The following is a 22,812-nucleotide window of genomic DNA, read 5'->3' on the forward strand; positions in this document are numbered from 1 at the left end:
ACACCGCCTCGCCGGGCGACCCCTGAGGGCGATCCCGGCGGGATCGGCGTCTGTACGTCTATACGGAGAGGCCCGGCCGGTTGCCGGCGAGCCCGTCCAGATAGACCCAGGCATGATCGTGACGCACGAAGCGACTGTTCTCGTGGAGCTCGCCCGCGTGGCCACGCTCGGTGTAGTGGGCGCGGAACTCGACGGTGCCCTCGACGTTGAGCGGGCCGCCGGTGCTGCCGATGACGTCCAGGCGCAGCCAGCGCAGCGCGGGGTCGAAGTCGACGCCGGGCGGCCTGGTCGTGGGATGCCAGCTGCGAAGCAGGTATGCCTCGTCATGGACGGCGAACGCGCTGAAGCGGGAGCGCATCAACTGCTCCGGGGTGCTCGCCCGGACCTCCCCCCGGTGCAGCCGGCCGCAGCAGTCGTCATAGGTCGCGGGCAGGCCGCAGGGGCAGGCCGCCGAGGTGGCGCGGGCCCGCGGCGAGCGTGGCGTGCGTGAGGACATGACTCCATTCTGGGGGCACCGGGCACCGCGGTGAGGACACCGCCCGTCACCGCGAGGGCATCGAGCGGCGGAGGAGGAGGGAGAGCCGGCCGTCGGGGGACGTGAAAAAGCGGTGGCGCGGGCTCTTTCCGCGTGCCTACGTTCGCTCCATGAACGTTGTCGTCACCATGACCCCCGGCGGATGGACGGCCCACCACGGCGAGTCAGCCGTGGGAAAGGCCGCCGCGTTCGTACGGCCGGACGACCGGTGCGTCGTCTCCTTCGGTTCCTGCCGGGCCGAGGCCTACGGGCCACTCGCCCGGGCCGTCGCACAGCACTTCCAGCGAGATCTCCACACCGAGATCGACGAATCCGACACCGAGACGCACCGGCACCTCGCGGAGTCGGGTTTCGCGGTCCACCGGCGAGAGCACCTCTACGCCATCCCCACCGATCCGGCGATCACCGGCCTGGCCGGCGGGACCGCCCCGCCGGAATTCGAGATCGTCACCGCTGACCAGGTGGACGAGGACCGGCTCCGGGAGCTGGACGACGAGTTGCGGCAGGACGTCCCGGGCGCCGACGGGTGGAAGTGGTCCCCGCCGGGATTCCGCCGGGAGACCCACGACTCCCCGTCCTTCGATCCCGCTCTCTACCTCGTGGCCGTCGAGCGATCGACCGGTCGATACGCCGGACTGGTCCGGGTCTGGAATGACCCCGGCGTCCCGAGGCTCGGCCTGATCGCCGTCGGGCGTCCCTACCGTCGCCGGGGCCTCGCCTCGATCCTGCTCGCGCGAGCGTTCGCCGTCCTGCACGAGCGGGGAAAGACCGAGGTGACCGCCGAGGCCGACGTCACCAACACGGGGTCCACCACCTTGCTCACCGGCCTCGGCGCACGCCGGACCGGCGGCTCCGTCGAACTCGTCCGCCCCCGGCCGGAGGCCGGCCCTGTTTGAGCGGCGCCCCGGACGTTCCGCGGCCCGCTCAGGGCGAGAACCAGGCCGTACGGAGCCGGAGACGCGATGCCGCCCCGCCCCTCGTCAGAACTCCAGCCGGTAGAAGGTCGACATCCTTCGCATGACCGGGAGGAGCCTGGCCACCTTGACCACCGTACGGTAGCCCGCCCCGACCTTCTCGTAACCGTCGAGGTCGAAGGCGCTCAGGGTCGTCACACACCGCAGCCCGGGGGCGATCGTCTCGAGTTCGGCGCCGCCGTCGATTCCCCAGTGGAGCGTCGCTCCGGCGACCTGGACGACCTTGTTGATCCTCTGCATCGTGATGGCGCGCCTGCTGAAGCCGTCGAAGACGAACTGCCCGCCGGGAAAGTGGTCCACGATCCACCGGAAGAGCGCCCTGCCGTCGTCCTCCTTGAGATACATGGTCAGGCCTTCCGCGACGACCAGCACCGGCCGGTCGCCGGGCACCGGCGCCAACCAGGCGGGGTCGGTGACGGACGAGCCGATCATCTCGTAGCCGTCGCGCGACGGGTACAGCTGTCGCCGGAGCTCGATCACCTCGGGATGGTCCACGTCGAACCACCGCACGCCCGGGCCCGGATCGACGCGGTAGACCCTGCTGTCCAGGCCGCAGCCGAGATGCAGCACGGTCGCCTCCGGATGGACGGCGAGGAATTCCCGGACCCACGAGTCCAGATGCCCGGCCCTGAGCGCGACGGTGACCGCGTCGCCGCGCTTCAGTCCGGACGCGCCGAAGTCGAACTCGATCTTCTGGATGACGTCGAGCGCCATCGTGTCGTTGAGAAGGGGGTGTGGCGATTTCGCGTCCAGCGCCCTGCCGTACAGGGTGGCGAGCATCGTTGCCCTCTCGCCGGTGAAACGCACCTTTGGCATGGCGTCCACGCTACGTCCGGGAGACGGCGAGCGGAACGAGGATCGCTTTTCACCCGGAAACCCCGCGCACCCGGCTCCAGCCGGCGGAGGAGTCCTGTGGATCGGGCCCGCCGCCGACGTCCGGACCGTCTGGTGCGGCGGGGTCTGTCACTTCGGGGGGTAGTCCCCCAGGCCGTCGCGGAGCCGGTCGAAGACCCGGCGGACGTCGCGCTGGTGGGCGGCCTCGATCGTCTCGTCGCCGTCGCCGCTCGCCACCCGCTCGCGCAGCCGCCGGTACAGCGCCCGCTGCGCGCCGATCAGGGTGGAGGCGACGATGGCCGGAATGGGGTCGTCGGTCTCCGCCTCGGCCTCGGCCGCCAGCGCCTCCGCGAGAGTGCTCATGAGGTGGGCGTTGACCTCGTACATCTTGCGCTGCAGGGACGGGTTGTCGTTCACGAGGTCGAAGAATCCGCGAGGGCGCGCGAGATCCCGCCGGATCCCCGGAATGAGCCCGACCTGCTCGGAACAGAGCTGACGGAACGAGTCGAGGATGGAGACGCCGGCCGGACGCTCGCGGACGGCGGCCAGCGACATGGCCTCGCGCTCGTCGGCCCGGTAGAAGACCAGGTCCTCTTTGGTGGGGAAGTGGTTGAACACCGTCTTCTTCGACACCTGGGCCACGGCGGCGATCTCGTCGACCGTGACCTCGTCATATCCCCGATCACGGAAGAGCGAGGCCGCGGTGTCGGCGATGAGCCGGCGTGTCTGGGTCTTCTTCAGCTCCCGCAACCCACCCTCTCGCATGGGCACAGCATACCGGTCTCACCCTTGGTCTCATTTGACTTCACTAAGAGCATTCTTACACTGAGAGTATCGAAAATGGGGGCCTCACGGCACGACCGGCGACACTGCCTCGGCAGGACAGGGGATCGACATGTGCGGAATCACGGGATGGGTGTCCTTCGAGCGCGACCTGCGGCAGGAACGCCCCACCGTCGAGGCGATGACCATGACCATGGCCCGCCGCGGGCCGGACGACCACGGGACCTGGATAACGGAGCACGCGGCTCTCGGCCATCGCCGGCTCGCGATCATCGACCTGCCCGGGGGACGGCAGCCGATGAGTGTGCGCACTCCCGACGGTGACGTCACGCTGGTGTACTCCGGCGAGACCTACAACTTTCCCGAGCTGCGCGACGAGCTCCTGCGACGTGGCCACGCACTGCGCACGACCTCGGACACCGAGGTCGTGCTGCACGGCTACCTGGAATGGGGCGAGGCGGTCGCCGAGCGCCTGAACGGCATGTTCGCCTTCGCGATCTGGGACGGCCGGCACAACAAACTGGTCATGATCCGCGACCGCATGGGCGTCAAGCCGCTCTTCTACTACCAGACCCCCGACGGAGTGCTGTTCGGCTCCGAGCCCAAGGCCATCCTCGCCAACCCGCTGGCCGAGAGGGCCGTCGGGCTCGACGGTCTCCGCGAGCTGTTCGCCTTCGTCAGGACCCCCGGCCTCGCGATCTGGAAGGGCATGCGAGAGGTGGAGCCGGGCACCGTCGTCAGAGTCGACATCAACGCCCTGCGCGTCGACAGGTACTGGTCGCTGCGGACCGCACCCCATCTCGACGATCGCGAGACGTCGGTCGCGCACGTCCGCGACCTGCTCGACGACATCGTCCGGCGGCAGCTCGTCGCCGACGTCCCGCGATGCATGCTCCTGTCCGGCGGGCTGGACTCCTCGGCCCTGACCGCGATCGCCGCCGGGCAGTTGTCGGGCACCGGGGAGACGCTGCGCAGCTTCGCCGTCGACTTCGCCGGGCAGGCCGAGAACTTCGTCGCCACCGCGCTGCGCGCCACGCCCGACACCCCCTACGTGCACGACGTCGCCAAGCTGTCCGGCACCGATCACGAGGACATCGTCCTCGACTCCGCCGCCCTCGCCGACCCCGAGACCCGGGCGAACATCATCCGCGCCCGGGACACCCCCGGGGGCCTGGGAGACATGGACGCCTCGCTCTATCTCCTGTTCTCCGCCATCCGGCGGCACTCGACCGTCGCGCTGTCCGGAGAGTCCGCCGACGAGGTGTTCGGGGGGTACCAGCAGTTCTTCAGCCCCAAGGTCCAGCAGGCCGACACCTTCCCGTGGCTGGCGTACTTCGCCGGTGAGTCCCGTCCGCGGACCTTCCTCAACCAGGAGCTCGGCAAGGCCCTCGACCTCGGTCGTTACATCCAGGACAGCTACGACGCCGCCGTCGCCACGATCACGAGGCTGGACGGCGAAAGCGACTTCGAGTACCGGATGCGCCGCATCTCCCACCTGTACCTCACCCGCTTCGTCCGCGTGCTGCTGGACCGCAAGGACCGCACCAGCATGGCCGTCGGCCTTGAGGTCCGCGTGCCGTTCTGCGACCACCGTCTCGTCGAGTACGTCTACAACGCCCCCTGGTCGCTCAAGACCTACGACGGCCGGGAGAAGAGTCTCCTGCGCGGCGCGACCGCCGACCTGCTCCCCCAGTCGGTGCGGGAGCGGACCAAGAGCCCCTACCCCTCCACGCAGGACCCGGCGTACGCGACGAAACTGCGGGACAGCGCGCGGGAGGTCCTCTCCGACGCCGCCAACCCGGTGTTCGACATCATCGACCGCGAGGGGCTGCGCCGCGCCGTCGAGGTCGACACCCCACAGGCCGCGCCCTTCGCCCGTCGCGCGCTTGAGCGCGCCCTCGACCTCTCGCTCTGGCTGGACATGTACAAGCCCACCATCACGACCTCGTGACCGCTCCGCCGCGCTCGCGCCCCCCTGTCAGCGGCAGGGATCACACCGGACCCGGGCGAGGACGGCTCGGCGGTCACGCCCGAGTCCGGCACCGGCGACCTGCGACGACGCTCTGCTTCCACCCCGGTGGCGCGGACCCGGACGGATGATCATGAGGATCTCCTCATCGATGCCTCACTCACGGTTCACCCGCCCTCCTCAGGCTGTTCACAACAGAGGAACGGAACCGCTGGAGGACCCCCATGCACGCCACAACGATTCTCGGGTTCGCGATGAACCTCGTCGCCATCATCGCGCTGGCCTACGGGCTGTACTTCCGCCGGCACCATCGACGCGATCTCCTGTTCGCCTACCTCGCGCTGAACGTGGGCATCTTCGCCGTCGTCTCGCTGCTCCTCGTCCAGCGGGTCGACCTGGCGGTGGGATTCGGCCTGTTCGGCGTGCTCTCGATCATCAGACTCCGATCGAGCGAGATCACCCAGCAGGAGATCGCCTATTACTTCATCTCCATCGCGCTGGGCCTGATCAACGGCATCGCGGCGTCCTGGCCGCTCACCGCGCTGTTCCTCGACGTGGTGCTGCTGGCCGTGATGTACGTCGCCGACCATCCCCGCCTCCTGGGGACCACCCGCCACCAGGTGGTGACGCTGGACGTCGTCCACGCCGACCCGCAGGCGCTCCACGCCGATCTGGAGCGCCGGCTGCGTGCTCCCGTCCTGCAGTGCGAGGTGACACAGGTCGACTACGTCAGGGACGTGACCGTGGTGAACGTCCGCTACAGGGCATCGGCGTCGCGCCCGGTCCGGCAGGGGGGCGTGCGATGACGGACTCGGGAGTGCTGCTGGTCGGCGTCGCCGCGGCCCTGCCCCCCGTCGGGCTGGAAGAGGTGCTGAGCACCTCGGAGCTGATGACCCGGGTGGACCGCAAATACATCGTGCCCGCGACGACGATGGCCCATCTGGCCGCCGATCTCGCCGGACGTTTCGAGGTGCTCCAGATCGACGGCCGACGGCAGTTCGGCTACAGCTCGACCTATTTCGACACCCCCGACCTGCTCACCTTCCGCCACCATCGGCAGGGCAGGCGCCGGCGATACAAGATCCGCACCCGCACGTACCTGGACGGTGGTGGGCGCTGGCTGGAAGTCAAGCTCAGCGGCGCGCGGGGAGGCACCGACAAGCATCGCATCCCCTACACCGGAGCCGCCGACGTCCTCACCCCCGAGGCACTCGACTTCGTGGCCGAAACCCTGGCAGCCGGGCTCCACCTGAGCCCGCCGGACAAGCTCGGGCCGGTGCTGTCCACGGACTATCGGCGGGTCACCCTGGTCGACAGGTCGGGATCGGCCAGGCTCACCTGCGACACCGGCCTGGTCTGCCGAGACGCCGGGGGCAGGGTCTTCGCCCGCCGGGACTGTGTCCTGCTGGAGTCGAAGTCGTCGAACGGCGCGGCGCCGGCCGACCGGCTCCTGCACGGTCTGGGCGCCCGCCCGATCAGCACCAGCAAGTACTGCCTGGGGGTCGCCCTTCTGCGGGAGGTCTCCGCGAACCGGTGGCATGAGGCCCTGCGCCGCTACTTCCCGCCCCATCCCTCCGTCCCGGAACGGTCGGACCACTCTGTCGAACCCGCTGCGATCATGACGCCCGTCTGATCGAGGAACGACGATGACAGACTCCCTCCACCGCTGTAGACGGCATACACGCGACCACGGCATATTCACTCGTGTGTTGTTGCGCGAGTTGGAGTATCTGGTGGCACTGGCCAAGGAGCGGCACTTCGCCCGGGCGGCCGCGACCTGTCATGTCTCTCAGCCGTCCCTGTCGGCGGCCATCCGCAAGCTCGAACGCGACCTCGGCGTGCCCCTCGTACAGCGCGGTCAGCGGTTCGCCGGGCTCACCCCGGAGGGTGAGAAGGTACTGCTGTGGGCGCAGCGCATCCTCGCCGAGTGCGACGCGCTGCGCCAGGATCTGTCCACGATGCGCGGAAGCCTGTCCGGCACGCTCCGCATCGCGGCGATCCCCACGGCGCTGACCGCCGCCTCCCTGCTGACCGCCCCCTTCTGCGAACGGCATCCGCACATCCGGGTCTCCCTCACCTCCCTGTCCTCCCGCGAGATCAACCGGCAGCTGACGGAGTTCGAGATCGACGTGGCCATGACCTATCTCGACGACGAGGAGCTCTGCGGCGTCCGGGCCACCCCGTTGTACGAGGAGCGCTACCTCCTCCTCACCCCCGACGACGGAGAGCTGGCCGATCGGACGGTGGTGCGCTGGGCCGAGGTCGCCGCGCTCCCGCTGTGTCTCCTGGCGCCCCAGATGCGCAACCGGCGCATCCTGGACGGCATCTTCCTCGCGTCCGGGACCACCCCGGTCCCCGCCATCGAGACCGACACGGTCTCGGCCCTGTACGCCCACGTCGCCACGCACCGCTGGTCCAGCGTCATCGCCCACGCCTGGCTGCACATGTTCGGCGTCCCGGACGGCATGCGGGTGGTCCGGATGGAAAGGCCGGCGCACGTCCCCAGGGTCGGCCTGGTGATCGCCGACCGCAGTCCCGAACCCGTTCTGGCCCAGGCGCTGCTGGACGTCACCCGCGAGCTCGACCTCCGCGACGAGCTCGACCGACTGGTGCACCAGCACCTCGCTCCGCTCTCGTGAACCACCCGACGCGGGTGAACCGCGTGGCACGAGTGAGCCACGTGGCGTGAGCGAACCGCCCGACGTGAGTGAACCACGTGGCACGAGGGTCTTCCCATCGCATCTCGTGAACCACCTGGCGCGGGTGAACCACCCGGCGCGAGAATCTTCCCGTCGCGCCTCGCCGCCGGATCACCCCGGAGGAGAAAAGATCACCAAGGCTCTGGCACACCACCTGAGCAGGGGTGATAGATGACGCCTTTCATGCGATAGTAGAAAACGATTGGACGTCTTGCTATGGATACATGACCTTGCATAGTAAGTGTCCTATTATCTGAAGGGCCGGTCATGACATCGCAGTCAACGCAATCCTTGGAAGATCAAGTGCGTGCGATCGTCGCGGAGCACCGCGGCAAACGTGGAGCCCTGTTGCCGATCCTCCACGCGATCATGGAAGATCTGGGCTGTGTCGACCCGGCGGTGGTCCCCGTCCTGGCCGACGAGTTGAACATGTCGAGGGCCGACGTGCACGGCGTCATCACCTTTTATCACGACTTCCGGCAGACCCCGCCAGGGCGCAGGACGGTACGGATCTGCCGGGCCGAGGCGTGCCAGGCGGTGGGCGCCGCGAAGCTGGTCGACCGGGCCCAGGCGCGGCTCGGGGTCGCCTTCGGCGAGACGACCGCGGACGGCGCGGTCACCCTGGAACAGGTCTTCTGCCTTGGAAACTGCGCGATCGGCCCGTCCGTCCAGGTCGACGACCGGCTGTACGGCCGGGTCAGCCCGGAGAAGCTGGACCGCCTGCTGGAGGTGAGCGCATGAGCGCCCCGGACGAGATCGTGACCGTCTACGTCCCTCGCGACTCCGCGGCCCGTTCCGTGGGGGCCGACGAGGTCGCCGACGGCATCGCCGCCGCCGCGGCGTCGGCCGGTCGCCCGCTCCGCATCGTCCGCACCGGCTCCCGCGGCATGCTGTGGCTCGAGCCGCTGGCCGAGGTCGCCACTCCCGCCGGGCGGATCGCGTACGGCCCGGTCGCCCCCGAGGACGTCGAGGAGCTGGTCGCGGCGGGCATGCTCGACGGCGCCGAGCACCGCCTGTGCCTCGGCCCGGTCGAGGACATCGACTGGTTGCGCGATCAGACGCGTGTCACCTTCGCGCGGGTCGGCGTCGTCGACCCGCTCTCCGCCGAGGACTACACCGCGCACGGCGGGATGGCCGGGCTGCGGCGCGCCCTGTCCCTCACCCCCGAGGAGGTCGTCGCCGAGGTCACCGAGTCCGGGTTGCGCGGCCGCGGCGGCGCCGGCTTCCCCGCCGGCATCAAGTGGAAGACGGTTCAGCAGGCCGAGTCGGACCTGAAGTTCGTCTGCTGCAACGCGGACGAGGGCGACAGCGGCACCTTCGCCGACCGGATGCTGATGGAGGGCGACCCGTTCACCCTCATCGAGGGCATGACGATCGCCGCCTGGGCGGCCGGCGCCCAGGAAGGGTACATCTACATCCGTTCGGAGTATCCGGACGCGGTGGCCACCCTGCGGGCGGCGATCGAGACCGCCTACACGCAGGGCTGGCTCGGCCGGAACATCCTCGGCTCGGAGCTCTCCTTCGACCTGTTCGTCCGGGTCGGCGGAGGCGCCTACATCTGCGGCGAGGAGACCTCCATGCTGGAGAGCCTGGAGGGCAAGCGCGGCATGGTCCGCGCCAAGCCTCCGATCCCCGCGCTGGAAGGCCTGTTCGGCAGGCCGACCGTGGTCAACAACGTCCTCACCCTCGGCTCGGTGCCGATGATCCTGGCCGACGGCGCGGAGGCCTTCGCCGGTCTCGGCGTGGGCCGCTCCCGGGGCACCCAGGTCTTCCAGCTCGGCGGCAACGTCGCCCGGGGCGGCATCGTGGAGACCGCCTTCGGCATCACCCTCGGCGAACTGGTCGAGGGCTACGGCGGCGGCACCCGGTCGGGACGGCCGGTACGGACCGTCCAGGTCGGCGGGCCGCTCGGGGCATACCTGCCCACGTCCCAGTTCGACCTGCCCATGGACTACGAGGCGTTCGCCGCGGCGAACGCGATGGTCGGCCACGGCGGGGTGGTGGTCTTCGACGACACCGTGGACATGGCGGGCCAGGCGCGGTTCGCCATGGAGTTCTGCGCCGCCGAGTCGTGCGGCAAGTGCACCCCCTGCCGGATCGGGGCGGTGCGCGGAGTGGAGGTCATCGACCGGATCGTCGCGGGCGAGAACCGGCCGGCCAACCTGAAACTCCTCAATGACCTGTGCGACCTGATGGTCGAGGGCTCCCTCTGCGCGATGGGCGGCCTGACCCCGATGCCGGTGAAGAGCGCCCTCGCGCACTTCCCCGGTGACTTCGGAACGACGACGGAGGAACAGCGATGAGCCTGATCAAGGAACAGGACTACGGCACTCCGGCGCGGCCGGGTGAGGCGACCGTGGCCGTGGAGATCGACGGCAAGCCCATCATGGTTCCGGAGGGAACCTCGGTGATGCGCGCCGCCGCCGAGGCCGGCATCGAGATCCCCAAACTGTGCGCCACCGACAACCTCGATCCCTTCGGGTCCTGCCGTCTGTGCCTGGTGGACATCGACGGCCGCAAGGGCTCCCCCGCCTCGTGCACCACCCCGGTGGCGCCCGGGATGAAGGTGCGGACCCAGACGCCCAAGCTGGCCGAGCTGCGCCGCGGGGTCATGGAGCTCTACATCTCCGACCACCCCCTGGACTGCCTGACCTGCCCGGCCAACGGCGACTGCGAACTGCAGGACATGGCCGGGGTCGTCGGCCTGCGCGAGGTCCGTTACGGCTTCGACGGCGAGAACCACCTCGACGCGCCGACCGACAGCTCCAACCCCTACTTCGACTTCGACTCCAGCAAGTGCATCGCCTGCTCCCGCTGCGTGCGGGCCTGCGGGGAGGTGCAGGGCACCTTCGCCCTGACGCTCGACGGCCGCGGGTTCGACACGAAGATCTCCGCCGGCGCCGGCGGCACCTTCATGGAGTCCGACTGCGTGTCCTGCGGCGCCTGCGTGCAGGCCTGCCCGACGTCCACGCTGCAGGAACGCTCCGTGGTCGAGCTGGGCATGCCGAACCGCAGCGTGCTCACCACCTGCGCGTACTGCGGCGTCGGCTGCTCCTTCAAGGCCGAGCTGCGTGGCGACGAGGTCGTCCGCATGGTCCCCTACAAGGACGGCAAGGCCAACGAGGGACACTCCTGCGTCAAGGGCCGGTTCGCCTTCGGCTACGCCTCCCACCCCGATCGCCAGCTCAAGCCGATGATGCGCGAGCGGATCACCGACCCGTGGCGGGAGGTGGAGTGGGAGGAGGCCATCGGCTACGTCGGCCGGCGCATGCTGGAGATCCAGAGCCGGCACGGCCTGGGCGCCATCGGCGGCATCACCTCCTCCCGCTGCACCAACGAGGAGGTCTACGCGGTCCAGAAGATGGTGCGCGCGGCCTTCGGCAACAACAACGTGGACACCTGCGCCCGGGTCTGCCACTCCCCGACCGGCTACGGCCTGAAGCAGACCTACGGCACATCGGCCGGCACCCAGGACTTCAAGTCCGTCGACAAGTCGGACGTCATCCTGATCATCGGCGCCAACCCGACCGACGCCCACCCGGTGTTCGGCTCTCGGATCAAGCGCAGGCTGCGCCAGGGCGCCAAGCTCATCGTCGCCGACCCCCGCAGGATCGACCTGGTGCGGTCCCCCTACGTCGAGGCCGAGCACCACCTGCGGGTGATGCCCGGCACCAACGTGGCGCTGATCAACGCCATGGGGCACGTCGTGGTGACCGAGGGCCTCGTGGACCGCGATTTCGTCGCGGAGCGCTGCGAGGACTTCTCGGAGTGGGAGCGGTTCATCTCCGGCCCGGAGCACAGCCCCGAGGCCGTCGAGGAGATCACCGGCATTCCGGCCGCCGAGCTGCGGGCGGCGACCCGCCTCTACGCCGGCGCGCGCAACGCGACCATCATGTACGGCCTCGGGGTCACCGAGCACAGCCAGGGCTCGACCATGGTGATGGGCATGGCGAACCTCGCCATGGCGACCGGCAACATCGGCCGCGAGGGTGTCGGGGTGAACCCGCTGCGCGGGCAGAACAACGTGCAGGGGTCGTGCGACATGGGCTCCTTCCCGCACGAGCTGCCGGGCTACCGCCACGTGTCCGACGACGCGGTGCGCAGCACCTTCGAGACGCTGTGGGGCGCCGTACTGCAGTCCGAGCCGGGTCTGCGCATCCCCAACATGTTCGACGCGGCGGTCGACGGCTCCTTCCGGGCGCTGTTCGTGCAGGGTGAGGACATCGTCCAGTCCGACCCGAACACCAAGCACGTCACGGCCGCCCTGTCGGCCCTGGACCTGGTGGTGGTGCAGGACCTCTTCCTGAACGAGACCTCCAAGTACGCGCACGTCTTCCTGCCGGGCACGTCGTTCCTGGAGAAGAACGGGACGTTCACCAACGCCGAGCGCCGCATCAACCGGGTGCGTCCGGTGATGGCCCCCAAGACCGGCAAGCACGAGTGGCAGATCGTGTGCGAGATCGCACAGGCGATGGGCTACCCGATGAAGTACGACGACTCCTCCCAGATCATGGACGAGATCGCGATGACCACGCCCACCTTCGCGGGTGTGTCGTTCGCCAAGCTCGACGAGGTCGGCAGCGTGCAGTGGCCGTGCAACGAGGCGGCGCCCGAGGGCACGCCGATCATGCACATCGACGGATTCGTCCGGGGCAAGGGCCGGTTCATGGAGACCGTCTACGTCCCGACCCAGGAGCGCAGCACCCGGAAGTACCCGTTGATCCTCACCACCGGGCGCATCCTGTCCCAGTACAACGTGGGCGCTCAGACCCGGCGCACCGGCAACACGGCCTGGCACCCGGAGGACCTTTTGGAGATGCACCCGCACGACGCCGAGGTGCGCGGTATCCGCGACGGCGACACCGTGGCGCTGGCCAGCCGGATCGGGGAGACCAGCCTGCGGGTCAAGATCGACGATCGGATGCCGGTCGGAGTGGTCTACACGACCTTCCACCACCCGGTGACGGGCGCCAACGTGGTGACCACCGAGAACTCGGACTGGGCGACCAACTGTCCCGAGTACAAGGTCACCGCGGTTCAGGTGACGCTGACGCATCCCGTCCCGGCGCACTCCGTCCCGGCATTGGCGGAGTGAGCCGTGACCTCGACGCACACGCCTCCTCACATTCGCCTGGCCAACGAGATCGCGGCGCAGTTCCAGCGCCGCGATCCGGCCGACGCCGCCCGGGCGATCGCCGACCACATCCAGAGCTTCTGGGATCCCCGGATGCGGATCCGGCTGATCGCCGCCGCCCAGGACTCCGGCAGCGGCCTGGACCCGCTGGCCGTGGCCGCCGCGGCCCTGTTGCCACCACCCGTCGACAGGCACGCGGAACCCCGGCCCTCCCCGGCCGGGTTGTGACACCACAGGGCGGGAAGCAGGCGCCTTGACGGCCCCTTGGCAGAACCGGCCCTCCCCCCGGCGCGTCCGCTCCCCGGGAGGAGGGCCGGTGGGCCGCCCCGGCCCTCCCCCGCTCCGCTTGGAGCGGTTTTGAGGTCCGGCGCACCAGGAGACTGGATACTTGATCCAACCTTGGGCGCTTGACCGATTAATGCCACCAATAAGCCATTGACACTGTATTTAAGGCTCTCAGTCGATTCGAGAGGTTAATTCAGTGTCGCATCACCTTGACTGCGAGATCGCTCGCAGAGACAACCGGCTCGACATCACCGACCTCTTCGTTTTCCCCGGCGAGACGGGCACCGTTCTCGTCATGGACGTGAACAGTTCGCTGGCCGGGCCTGACGCGCGGCCGGGGTTCCACCCCGAGGCGCGGTACGAGTTCAAGATTCACATGGACGACGCGACGGTCGAGGAGCTCACCTACCGGGTCACCTTCGGCGAACGCGACGAGAGGGGCGAGCAGGCCGTCGCACTCCACGTCCTGACCGGCTCGGACGCAAGCGATGACACGGCGACCGGCGACCTTCTCGCCGAGGGGCGGACCGACAGCCCCATCTCGGGCCCGGACGGCCTGCGCCTGTGGGCCGGGCGCGCTCGTGACCCGTTCTACGTCGACCTGACGCAGGTCCGTGCCATCAACGCCGCCGTCAGGAACGGCGCCAGGATCGAACTGCCGGGGTGGGGTCCGAACGCGGCGAAGAGCAGCTTCGCCGGTTCGACGATCCACGCGATCGTGCTGGAGATCGCCGACCGGGATCCCCGGCTGAGCGCGGACCGGCGCATCGGGGTCTGGGTCACCACCAAACTGGCCACCGACGCCGGCGGCTGGCGGCAGATCAACCGGGAGGGCCATCCGATGGTGTGGCCGATCTTCCGTCCCGATGACAGCGAGTACGCCGGCGACGCGAACAAGGTTCATCCCGCCGACGAGATGGACGGCGAGAGTGAGCACATCGCGCGGCTCGTCGCGGGGGTCGTCGCCGCGAACGGCACCCACGACGATCCCGTCGCCTACGGCGAGACGGTGGCCCGGCGCCTGCTGCCCGACGTGCTGCCTTACCGTACGGGCACCCCGGCCGTCTTCGGATTCGCCGAACACAACGGTCGTCCCCTCGCCGGCAACGCGCCCGAGGTGATGTTCTCCCTCGTCCTGAACGCGGCGACGAGCACCGGTCTCACCCCCGGGCAGTTCTCCGACACCCGCAGCGGCACGTTCCCGTACGCGGTGGCGGAACCGGCCGCTCCCTGACCGCTCGGCCCGTGAGGCGAGGAGCGGGGTGAGGCCTCGGCCCCGGCGGGGGCGCGTGCCACGCCGACGCGGCTACCGCCGATCATGCCGGTGCGGGATTCAGACGGCGAACAACAGGGCGAGACTGATCGGCCGCTTCCCGGGCCTACCTCGCGGAGGCTGACCGGACGGAGCGTCGGAGGAGACCCATGGTCTCCTCCGCCGCCCGGAGAGAGGAAGGTCGTGGCCTCCCCCGCCGCTCGGCGAGAGCCGCTAGGAGGCGTACGCCTTGACCTCAAGCAGTCCGACGGAGGCACCGGTGGCGCTCTGCAGCAGCACCCGCAGCCGGGTGGTGTTCACCGCGGTGAAGGTCACGGTGTTGTACTGGTTGGCGGCGACGGGGTAGCCGCCGGCGCCGGGGACGTCCGCGTAGGCGCTGCCGTTCCAGTACTGCAGCTTCCACGACGCGGGCAGGTCGATGCCGCCGTTGTCGTCGAAGAAGTAGACCTGCGCCCGGCTGAGCGACACCGCCGACGACCAGGTCAGGGCTCCCCACTGCTCGCCCTGGTTGGGCCAGGTGCCCCAGCGCGGGTTGACCGTGTCGTTGGAGGAGGGCGGGTCGACGCCGTCGTTGAGGGCGGCGACCGACTCCCAGGCCGAGGTGTAGGAGGCGGAGGGCGTCGCCGACGGCGCCAGGTTGGTGCCGACCGGCGGTTGCGGCGGGTTGGTGCCTCCGCGGTTGTAGATCTTCACCTCGGTGAGGCCGCTCTTCGCCCCGGAGGGGTTGGTCATCAGCACCCTGACCCGCTGCGCGGTGACCGGGGTGAATCGGACCTGGTTGTAGTTGCCCTGCGGAGTGCTCGGCGTCTTCACCTGGGAGGAAACGGTGGTCCAGGTGCTGCCGTTGAGATATTGGACCTGGTAGGCCGACGGCGGCCGGTAGGCACTGCTAGCCGGGCGGCTGTCCTTGAAGTGGAGCCTGACCTCGTCGAGGGTCTTGGCGCTGCCGAGGTTCACCTCGTACCAGTCCTGGGCGTTGGGTGAGCCGCCCGCGCCCCAGTAGGGCTCGTTGGTCGGGAACCCGTCGATCACGGAGGCGACTCCGGTTCCGGAACCGGTGTGGGAGGCCGACACGGTGGCGCCCTGGGCGAGGTTGGTCAGGTTGGCGGTGAGATCGACGCCGGCCTTGGCGAGCGCGTCGACCACACGCGTGTCGGACTGGACGACCTGCTGCGGCGCCTGCAGCCCCGAGACGGCCGTGTTGTAGGCGACCGTACCGGTGGCTCCGGTGAAGGTGACCGCTCCGGTGGCGGGGTCCCAGACGAAGGGCACCAGCTGGTTGACGGTCGCGACCCGGTTCCCGTTGATGAAGATGGAGTAGCCCTGGGGCACGCCGGGATACTTGACCACGCCGTCGGCGGGGTCGTCCCAGACGACGGACAGGTCGGCGTTGCGGTAGCGGATGTTGTTGACCGCGAAGTTGGGCCATCCGATGTTGATCGGGGAGAGCTCCACCTTGTTGTCGTTGCGGGGGCGCAGCCCGGCCACGTCCTCGATCAGCGTCCAGTTGCCGCTGCCGAGGATGTTGTGGTGGATCCAGGACCGGTAGGTGATGGACGAGCCGTTCCAGTTGGCCCAGAACTCGTTGGCGTCCGGCCACTGGGTGTTGCCGCCGACGTACTGCGCCCAGGTGTTCCAGTAGAGCAGCTTCTTGTAGTCCTCGGTGGTGATGTAGGAGGTGGGGTAGTTGCGAAGGGCCGAGGAGAAGAGCCGGAACTGCACGGTGGAGTTGATGGTGGAGAAGTTGTTGCTGCCGGGGTTGCCGGCCGCCGCCGCGGCCGCCTTGTCCTTCTGGTTGGCGGTGTAGAAGGGGAAGACCGGATACTCGGCCGGGTCGGCGAACAGCCGCAGCGCCTCGCGGTAGGTGGCGGTGTTGGGCATCAGCCCCACCGCGTACGGGTAGAAGTTGTTGATCTCCTTCCACGGGTTGAGGGTGTTGGTGGACACGTGCCGGTGCTGCAGCACCCGCGCGGTGGGGTTCCACAGCACGTTGACGACCGCGTTCTGCACGCGGGTGGCCAGCGTGCGCATCTCGGCCGCCTTGGCGGTGTTGCCGATCGCGTCATACGCCTGCGCGGCGGCGAGGGCCCCGCTGTAGACGTAGGCGGACTCGGTGCGGTCGAGGTTGCCGCTGCGCCAGTGGAACGAGACCGCGTCGGCGTCGTTGCCGGTCAGCGCGCCCCAGTCGTACTCGATCAGGCCGTTGTTGTCGTGGTCGTAGAAGCTGAGCTGGCCCTTGGCGTCGCCCTCGGCGTACTTGGCGAGACTGGCCGCGATGGCGGGCTGGCCGCCGTGGATCTGGTAGCTGCGCCAGGCCGCCTCGCCGATGTACTGGGTGTAGCTGTTGGACCAGTTGGCCGGGTCTCCGGGGTTGTCGAGGAACCGGCCGCCCTTGGAGGTCTGCCCGACCGACAGCCAGTCACCGTAGGCGTAGAGCGGGGTGCGCAGGTATTTCAGGTCGTCGATGTGCATCGGCTGGGTGAGCGCGATGGCGTTGTTGTATCCGAGCACGCCCTCCATCGAGGTGGGGAACTGGTAGGTCTGGCCGGGCAGGTTCGCGTCGAGGTTGTTGAACCGCATCAACCACCAGCGGTAGTAGTAGTTCTTCTTGATGGCCGGTTCGGGCGAGTCGAAGTACGGGATGTTCTGCGCCCACCACAGGTTGTAGGCCCGTACGTGCGTGGCGAACGCGGTGGCGTTGCTGTAGCCCTTGTAGGCGTTGTAGTCGCTCAGCGACTCGGGGATCTCGCTGGTGACGAGGCCCAGCACCACCTTGGCGGTGACGGTGGCGCCCGCGGCGATGGTGGCGGAGCGGTTGAGCCCGCCGCCGGTGGCGGTGAATCCGTCACCTGAGAGGCGCGGGGAGAGGGTGGTGAGGTTGTTGAAGGCGTTGACGGTGCCGGTCAGCTCGTTGCCGCTGCCGGAGGTGGCGTACGGCGAGGTGGCCCGCAGTTGCAGGGTGGTGGCGGAGGTCCCGGTGTTGGTGATCGACAGGTTGGCCACGGCGACGTTGTTCTGGGTGATGAACTTCGTCTGCTCGATCCGGACGGCGCCGCCGGTGTGCACGCTCCTGAAATAGCTGGGCGCCTGCCAGCGCTGGCCGACCTGCTCGGTGAAGGTGCCCGGCGTGACCGCCACCGTGAACGCGCTCTGGTTGGTGATGCTCTCGATGTAGGCGGCGTTGCCGGCGAAGCCGAGCGTCCCGGGGGTGTGGGTCTTCATGAAGAACGCCCGGCCGCGGGTCATCAGGATGCCGCCGTCGGCGTCGGCGGGGTCGCTGCCGGGACGGCCGAGCAACCGGTCGACCCAGAAGTCGGTGCCGGAGCTCTCGGCGTTGTAGATGGCCTGCATCATGTTGCCGGCGGTGTATCCGACCGGGGGCGCGGGAACGGCCGGGCCGGAGAAGCTGGGGTATCCGATGGTCTGAGCGGCGGAGGCGTCATGTCCGAGGTTCAGGAAGGCGCTGCTGACGAGGCACAGCGCCGTCGCCACGGTCAACGATCTCGATCTGAATCGGGCGAGCGTCGGCATTACGTCACGTCCTTGGGGGGTGTGCGGATAGGACCTGGCGGGGTTGGAGGATGCGGGCTCTTCGAGGTCTGAGTTCACCATCGATTCCGAAAAGGTTTTCGGCAACGTTAAATTTCGGTAACGAGAGACCGGGAATGACCATTGATCGCGAGGGATGCCCGGCGTAAGCTCAGGGCCTGCGCGTGCTCCGGTGTGCGGACACCACGAAACTTTTTTGAAAGGATTTCGTTGGGTCGACGTCGTTCCGAACTGGTGACCCTTACCGACGTGGCCAAGCGCGCCGGGGTGTCCGTGGCGACGGCCTCCAAGGCCCTCAACAACCGGTCCGAGGTCGCCGACGAGACCCGGGCACGGGTACGGCGCGCGGCGGCGGAGCTGTCCTTCCAGCCCAACGCGCTCGCCCGCGGGCTGATCTCCGGCCGTACCCGCACCATCGGGCTGCTCACCGACGAGCTCGGCGGGCGCTTCTCCATGCCGGTGCTGCTCGGCGTGGAGAACGCGCTGGGCAACCAGGAGATGTCGGTGGTGCTCTGCGACGCGCGGGGCGACGCCATCCGCCGCCGGCACTACATCCGCGCCCTGGCCGCCCGGCAGGTCGACGGGTTCATCATCCTGGGCGAGAGCAACGACGTCCGCCCGTCGCTGACCCACGACATCCCCGTACCGGTGGTGTACGTCTACGGCGAGTCCAGCGACCCCGGCGACCTGTCGATTCTCGCCGACGACGCGGACGGCGCGCGCCTGGCCGCCGAACACCTCCTGTCACTCCAGCGCCGCCGCATCGGGCACATCACCGGCCCGCGGTCCTACCGCGCCGTCCGTGACCGGGCGAGCGCCCTGTGCGGGGTGCTGCGCGACCGCGGACTCGCCCTGGCCGGAGGGGACCCCCTCTACGGCGAATGGTCGCGCCGCTGGGGACGGCACGCGACGCACATGCTGCTCGCCGCCGAACCCGGGGTGGACGCGATCTTCTGCGGCAACGACCAGATCGCCGACGGGGCCTGCGAGACCCTGGACGACCTCGGCCGGCTGATCCCCGACGACGTAGCGGTGGTGGGCTACGACAACTGGGAGGCGCTGGCGGCCGACTGCCGTCCGCCGCTGACCACCATCGACCTCAACCTGGAACAGCTGGGCGCCATCGCGGTGCGGCATCTCTCCGCCGCCCTGGACGGGCACCACAGATCCGGCGTCATCCGGCAGCCGGGGCGGCTGGTGGTCCGGGAGTCGACCGGCCCGCTGCCGCGCAGGCAGGCGCTGGAGCACTCCGTCACGGGGTGAGCCGCGCGGCTTCCGTCCGGCGCCGAGAACCGGCTCCGTGGTGAAGACCCCGCGGTGAAGACCCCGCGGTGAAAGCCCGGCGGTGAAGACCCCGCGGCGAGGACCGGCTCCGCGGTGAGGGTCCCGCGGTGGTCCCGCGGTGGTGGGTCCGGCCACCGCCCACCCCGGGATGGGCGGCGGCGCGCCGGAGGAGGGCGCAAGGCCCCGGCCGCACGCCGGAACCTCACTCGGTTGGACGCGGGGTGGGCGGCGGAAGTTCACATCGAATCCGAATCGGTCTCAGGCAGGTGAACGCCCCGTCCGAGCGGGGACCCGGGAAAGTCCCGCCGGGAGAAACGGTCACTCCCCGGAATCCTGCGATCACCGGGCGGCGGCGAGCCCCGACCGGCCGCACACCCCGATTCCACGATTCGCGAGAGCGCGAACGAGACCGGAATCATGCGAGCGGGCCAAAGCGACCCCACGAAAACCGGAGTCCGCCCGGATGCCTCTACCCTCGGGGCTGAGTTTCGTGATTGCCTGTCATCCAAGTCAATTTCGATAAGCGGGTGACACCTACCCGTCACCGGACAACTCCATTGTGCGACAAATCCACAGCGCCGTCCGCCCGAGGTCTCGACTCCCCCGCCCCCGCCCGTGTTCCACGCCCTCGAAGGACCTCCGGACCGTCCGGCACGCACTCGCGGTCCGCCTTCGGCCCAAACGGAAAGAGAAAGCCCAGTTCAGGGATGCTCACTCCCGTTCGGGCTCCGACACAGGGAGCCTCCCCTGTCTCCGGCATTCCGCACTTGTGCGGGAAAATCGTCGATCAAAGAGAGTTGACAGGCATACATTCATACCCAAGACTAATTGAAAGTTTGCAATCAGCGGCCGATCGTCAGGCTTCCGGAAAAGCCCCCGAAAGAACACCCCTGAGAAAAGGGGTGCATTTCCGATGCCAATTCGTCCGTAGCTAGAAAGGGTCTTCAGCATGTCTTCAAAAGGCTCGCAGCCCCCAGCGGCCTGGAATACCAAGAAACGTGTTATGACGCTTGCGCTGAGCGTCGGCCTGCTGGGAAGCCTCAGCCTTCCGGCCGCCGCGGCCACCCTCACCGAGTCGACCGGCACCGCGGCGATCGTCCGGTCGGCGTCGGAGCGGGCGGCGGCCCTGCCCAGCGGCCGGACCACCTACCGGACGATCACGGACTACAACGACGAGATGCTCGCGCTGAGCAAGCAGCACCCCGATCTCGTCAAGCACATCACGCTGCCCCACAAGACCCGCCAGGGCCGCGAGGTGTACGGCATCGAGGTGACCCACGACGTCAACGCCTCCGACGGCAAGCCGGTCCTGCTCATGATGGGGATGCACCACGGGAACGAATGGCCCTCGGGTGAGCACACCATGGAGTTCGCCTACGACCTGGTCAACAACGCCAAGAAGGACCGGCAGGTCAAGCGTCTGCTCGATCAGGCTCGGGTCATCTTCGTCCCGGTCGTCAACGTGGACGGGTTCGTCATCAACCGGCGCACCAGCTGCGGCCTCTCACCGACGTGCGCCGGTAACGCCGGGATCGACATCAACCGCAACTACCCCTTCGGCTGGGGCAGCAACGCGGGTTCCAACGCGACGTCCCGCGGCCCGGGGCCGGGTTCCGAGCCCGAGGTCCAGAACATCATGGACCTGACCACGACCAACCAGGCCACCGTCCTGATCACGAACCACACCTCCGGTCACACCCTCCTCCGCCCGCCGCTGGAGAAGCGCGCGGGCGACGCCCCGGACGAGGCCGCCTACTCCGCCCTGACCGACGCGATGGCGGCCAAGAACGGCTACACGGGCATGAAGTCGGGCTTCGACTACGAGACGACCGGCGAGACCCCGGACTGGTCGTACTACGCCACCCGCGGCCTCGGGTTCACGTTCGAGATCATGAAGACCCAGTCGACCACCAACACCTACCCCGAGGTGATCGAGGACTACCTCGGCACCGGTCGCTACGAGGGCAAGTCGAACCGTGAGGCGTTCATGGTGGCCCTGGAGTACGCGGCGGACCCCGCGGGGCACTCCGTGATCAAGGGTAAGGCGCCGAAGGGCGCGGTCCTGAAGATCACGAAGAACTTCGACCTGTGGACCGCGCCGATCCTGCAGACGGGCGGCGTCCTCGACCCGCCCCAGGCCATCCCCACCCACCTGGAGTCCAGCCTGGTCGCCCCGACCAACGGCAAGTTCACCTGGCACGTCAACCCGTCGGTGCGTCCCGTCCCCGCCTACACGGCGAACGGCGTCGTCGCCACCGGCCCGGGCAACTTCCTCCGGGAGAGCTGGACGCTCACCTGCGCCCGCCCGAGCGGCGAGGTCCTCGAGACGGTGAACGTCACCGTCGACCGGGGCGAGCAGGTCGACGTGAGACTGCAGGAATGCAAGAAGCGCTTCAACGGCAAGGGCCCCAAGGGCTGACCGGTCGTCGTCGCACACCCGGCGCGCCGGGCGGTCCCCACGGGCCGCCCGGCGCCGCTCTGAGTCTGCGAAACCTCGCGTCTCATGAGGCAACCCGGCCAAAACCCGATCGCCTTGCCCGCCGGGCGGTGAGAATCATCGCTGAGTGTGTCACTCCACGGGGAAGGGAAGTGTTCAAGGATGGGGCACGCCAGGGAGGCCGGCCAGCCGCTCACCGTCCCGGACGCATCGCGGATCGCCGCGAACCTGCGCGGGCTCTTCGGCGATCACCGGCTCTCCCCCTCGCAGCGCCGGATCGCGCGCTACCTGCTCGAACACGCGCAGGAGGCCGTCTTCCTGACCAGTGCCGACATCGCCGAACGCGTCGGCGTCAGCCAGCCGTCGGTCACCCGCTTCGCCGCCGCGCTCGGGTTCAGGGGGTTCCCCGAGTTCCGGGACGCGCTCCGCTCGTCGGTGTTCGGCGACCCCCGGCAGACGCCGCCCGCCGAGGGCCTCAACGAGATCCAGGAACTGGTCAACTCCGAGATCCGCGACCTCGAACGGCTGCGGGACGGCCTGCGGGACACCCGTCAGCTTCGGGAGGTGGCCGACCGGCTGGCCAGGTCGCGTCCCCTTCTGGTCGTGGGACTGCGGATCTCCTCCCCCCTGGCGCACCTGTTCGGCCACCTCGCCGAGAAGGTGCTCCCGGACGTACGCGTACTGGACATCGCGGGCTCGATCCTGGAGGACCGGCTGAGCCGGGCGGCCGAATCCGGAGCCGAGTGGGTGCTCGCCATCGGGCTGCCGCGTTACCCTCGCGAGCTGGCGCAGGGGCTCACCTGGGCGCGCCGCGTCGGGCTGAAGATCGCGCTCATCACCGACCAGCCGGTGGGCCGGCTCACCGAGCTCGCGGACGAGGTCCTGCTCGCGCCGGTGAGCTCCGACTTCGCGTTCGACTCCCACGCCGGTCCCACGGTCCTGTGCACCGCGCTGCTGCACACCATGCTGGACACCCTCGCCACCGAAGGACAGATCAAGCTCGGAGCCTTCGACGACAGCGCGACGGAGCGCCAGATCTTCCTTCCCTACTGAACG

17 protein-coding genes are annotated in these 22,812 nt (G+C 69.1%); 13 read left to right on the plus strand and 4 right to left on the minus strand.

The window, feature by feature from the left end:
* Nucleotides 1–58: 58 nt before the first annotated feature.
* Nucleotides 59–496, minus strand: a complete 438-nt coding sequence (locus J2853_RS19585; protein WP_307559956.1) for a YchJ family protein — start codon at nucleotides 494–496, stop codon at nucleotides 59–61.
* Nucleotides 497–645: 149 nt separating this feature from the next.
* Between J2853_RS19585 and J2853_RS19590 the strand changes: the two genes are divergently transcribed.
* Entirely contained in the window at nucleotides 646–1,431 is a 786-nt protein-coding gene (locus tag J2853_RS19590) for a GNAT family N-acetyltransferase (RefSeq protein WP_307559958.1), read from the plus strand.
* Between the two features lie 84 nt (nucleotides 1,432–1,515).
* Here J2853_RS19590 and J2853_RS19595 read toward each other — a convergent pair whose 3' ends face one another.
* Both J2853_RS19595 and J2853_RS19600 read right to left on the minus strand, forming a co-directional pair.
* Nucleotides 1,516–2,325, minus strand: coding sequence for a class I SAM-dependent methyltransferase (locus J2853_RS19595; RefSeq protein ID WP_307559959.1), 810 nt, complete (start codon nucleotides 2,323–2,325; stop codon nucleotides 1,516–1,518).
* A gap of 147 nt (nucleotides 2,326–2,472) precedes the next feature.
* Entirely contained in the window at nucleotides 2,473–3,108 is a 636-nt protein-coding gene (locus tag J2853_RS19600) for a TetR/AcrR family transcriptional regulator (RefSeq protein ID WP_307559960.1), read from the minus strand.
* A 130-nt stretch (nucleotides 3,109–3,238) separates the two neighbouring features.
* On the opposite strand from J2853_RS19600, the gene asnB reads away from it, so the two are divergent.
* The 9 genes from asnB to J2853_RS19645 all read left to right on the plus strand — a co-directional run bounded on the left by asnB (nucleotide 3,239) and on the right by J2853_RS19645 (nucleotide 14,447).
* Nucleotides 3,239–5,077 (plus strand): asparagine synthase (glutamine-hydrolyzing), encoded by a 1,839-nt coding sequence (asnB, locus tag J2853_RS19605; protein WP_307559961.1) that lies wholly within the window; start codon nucleotides 3,239–3,241, stop codon nucleotides 5,075–5,077.
* A gap of 242 nt (nucleotides 5,078–5,319) precedes the next feature.
* Nucleotides 5,320–5,901: a DUF4956 domain-containing protein gene (locus tag J2853_RS19610; protein WP_307559963.1), complete on the plus strand. Its 582-nt coding sequence runs from the start codon at nucleotides 5,320–5,322 to the stop codon at nucleotides 5,899–5,901.
* Complete coding sequence (locus J2853_RS19615; protein WP_307559965.1) at nucleotides 5,898–6,728, plus strand: polyphosphate polymerase domain-containing protein; 831 nt, start codon at nucleotides 5,898–5,900, stop codon at nucleotides 6,726–6,728. Before J2853_RS19610 ends, J2853_RS19615 begins: the two co-directional genes overlap by 4 nt.
* Before the next feature lie 73 nt (nucleotides 6,729–6,801).
* Entirely contained in the window at nucleotides 6,802–7,734 is a 933-nt protein-coding gene (locus J2853_RS19620; protein WP_307559967.1) for a LysR family transcriptional regulator, read from the plus strand.
* Nucleotides 7,735–8,061: 327 nt separating this feature from the next.
* Nucleotides 8,062–8,535 (plus strand): formate dehydrogenase subunit gamma, encoded by a 474-nt coding sequence (locus tag J2853_RS19625; RefSeq protein ID WP_307559968.1) that lies wholly within the window; start codon nucleotides 8,062–8,064, stop codon nucleotides 8,533–8,535.
* Nucleotides 8,532–10,097 (plus strand): formate dehydrogenase beta subunit, encoded by a 1,566-nt coding sequence (locus tag J2853_RS19630; protein WP_307559970.1) that lies wholly within the window; start codon nucleotides 8,532–8,534, stop codon nucleotides 10,095–10,097. Before J2853_RS19625 ends, J2853_RS19630 begins: the two co-directional genes overlap by 4 nt.
* Nucleotides 10,094–12,889 carry a formate dehydrogenase subunit alpha gene (fdhF, locus tag J2853_RS19635; protein ID WP_307559972.1) on the plus strand — a complete coding sequence of 932 codons (2,796 nt, stop codon included), beginning with the start codon at nucleotides 10,094–10,096 and terminating at the stop codon, nucleotides 12,887–12,889. Before J2853_RS19630 ends, fdhF begins: the two co-directional genes overlap by 4 nt.
* A gap of 3 nt (nucleotides 12,890–12,892) precedes the next feature.
* On the plus strand, nucleotides 12,893–13,156 hold the full coding sequence (locus J2853_RS19640; RefSeq protein WP_307559975.1) for a formate dehydrogenase subunit delta: 264 nt from the start codon (nucleotides 12,893–12,895) through the stop codon (nucleotides 13,154–13,156).
* Between the two features lie 253 nt (nucleotides 13,157–13,409).
* A complete protein-coding gene (locus J2853_RS19645) occupies nucleotides 13,410–14,447 on the plus strand; it encodes a DUF4331 family protein (RefSeq protein WP_307559977.1) in 1,038 nt (345 codons plus the stop codon).
* A 252-nt stretch (nucleotides 14,448–14,699) separates the two neighbouring features.
* Here the strand turns inward: J2853_RS19645 and J2853_RS19650 are convergent, their stop codons facing one another.
* Nucleotides 14,700–17,978, minus strand: coding sequence for a discoidin domain-containing protein (locus J2853_RS19650; protein WP_307568741.1), 3,279 nt, complete (start codon nucleotides 17,976–17,978; stop codon nucleotides 14,700–14,702).
* A 267-nt stretch (nucleotides 17,979–18,245) separates the two neighbouring features.
* Between J2853_RS19650 and J2853_RS19655 the strand changes: the two genes are divergently transcribed.
* The 3 genes from J2853_RS19655 to J2853_RS19665 all read left to right on the plus strand — a co-directional run bounded on the left by J2853_RS19655 (nucleotide 18,246) and on the right by J2853_RS19665 (nucleotide 22,809).
* Entirely contained in the window at nucleotides 18,246–19,298 is a 1,053-nt protein-coding gene (locus J2853_RS19655; protein ID WP_307559979.1) for a LacI family DNA-binding transcriptional regulator, read from the plus strand.
* Between the two features lie 1,024 nt (nucleotides 19,299–20,322).
* A complete protein-coding gene (locus J2853_RS19660) occupies nucleotides 20,323–21,738 on the plus strand; it encodes a M14 family zinc carboxypeptidase (RefSeq protein WP_307559981.1) in 1,416 nt (471 codons plus the stop codon).
* A gap of 180 nt (nucleotides 21,739–21,918) precedes the next feature.
* Nucleotides 21,919–22,809, plus strand: coding sequence for a MurR/RpiR family transcriptional regulator (locus J2853_RS19665; RefSeq protein WP_307559982.1), 891 nt, complete (start codon nucleotides 21,919–21,921; stop codon nucleotides 22,807–22,809).
* Nucleotides 22,810–22,812: the final 3 nt, after the last annotated feature.

Origin of the sequence: Streptosporangium lutulentum (genome assembly GCF_030811455.1) — a bacterium.
GTDB lineage: Bacteria > Actinomycetota > Actinomycetes > Streptosporangiales > Streptosporangiaceae > Streptosporangium > Streptosporangium lutulentum.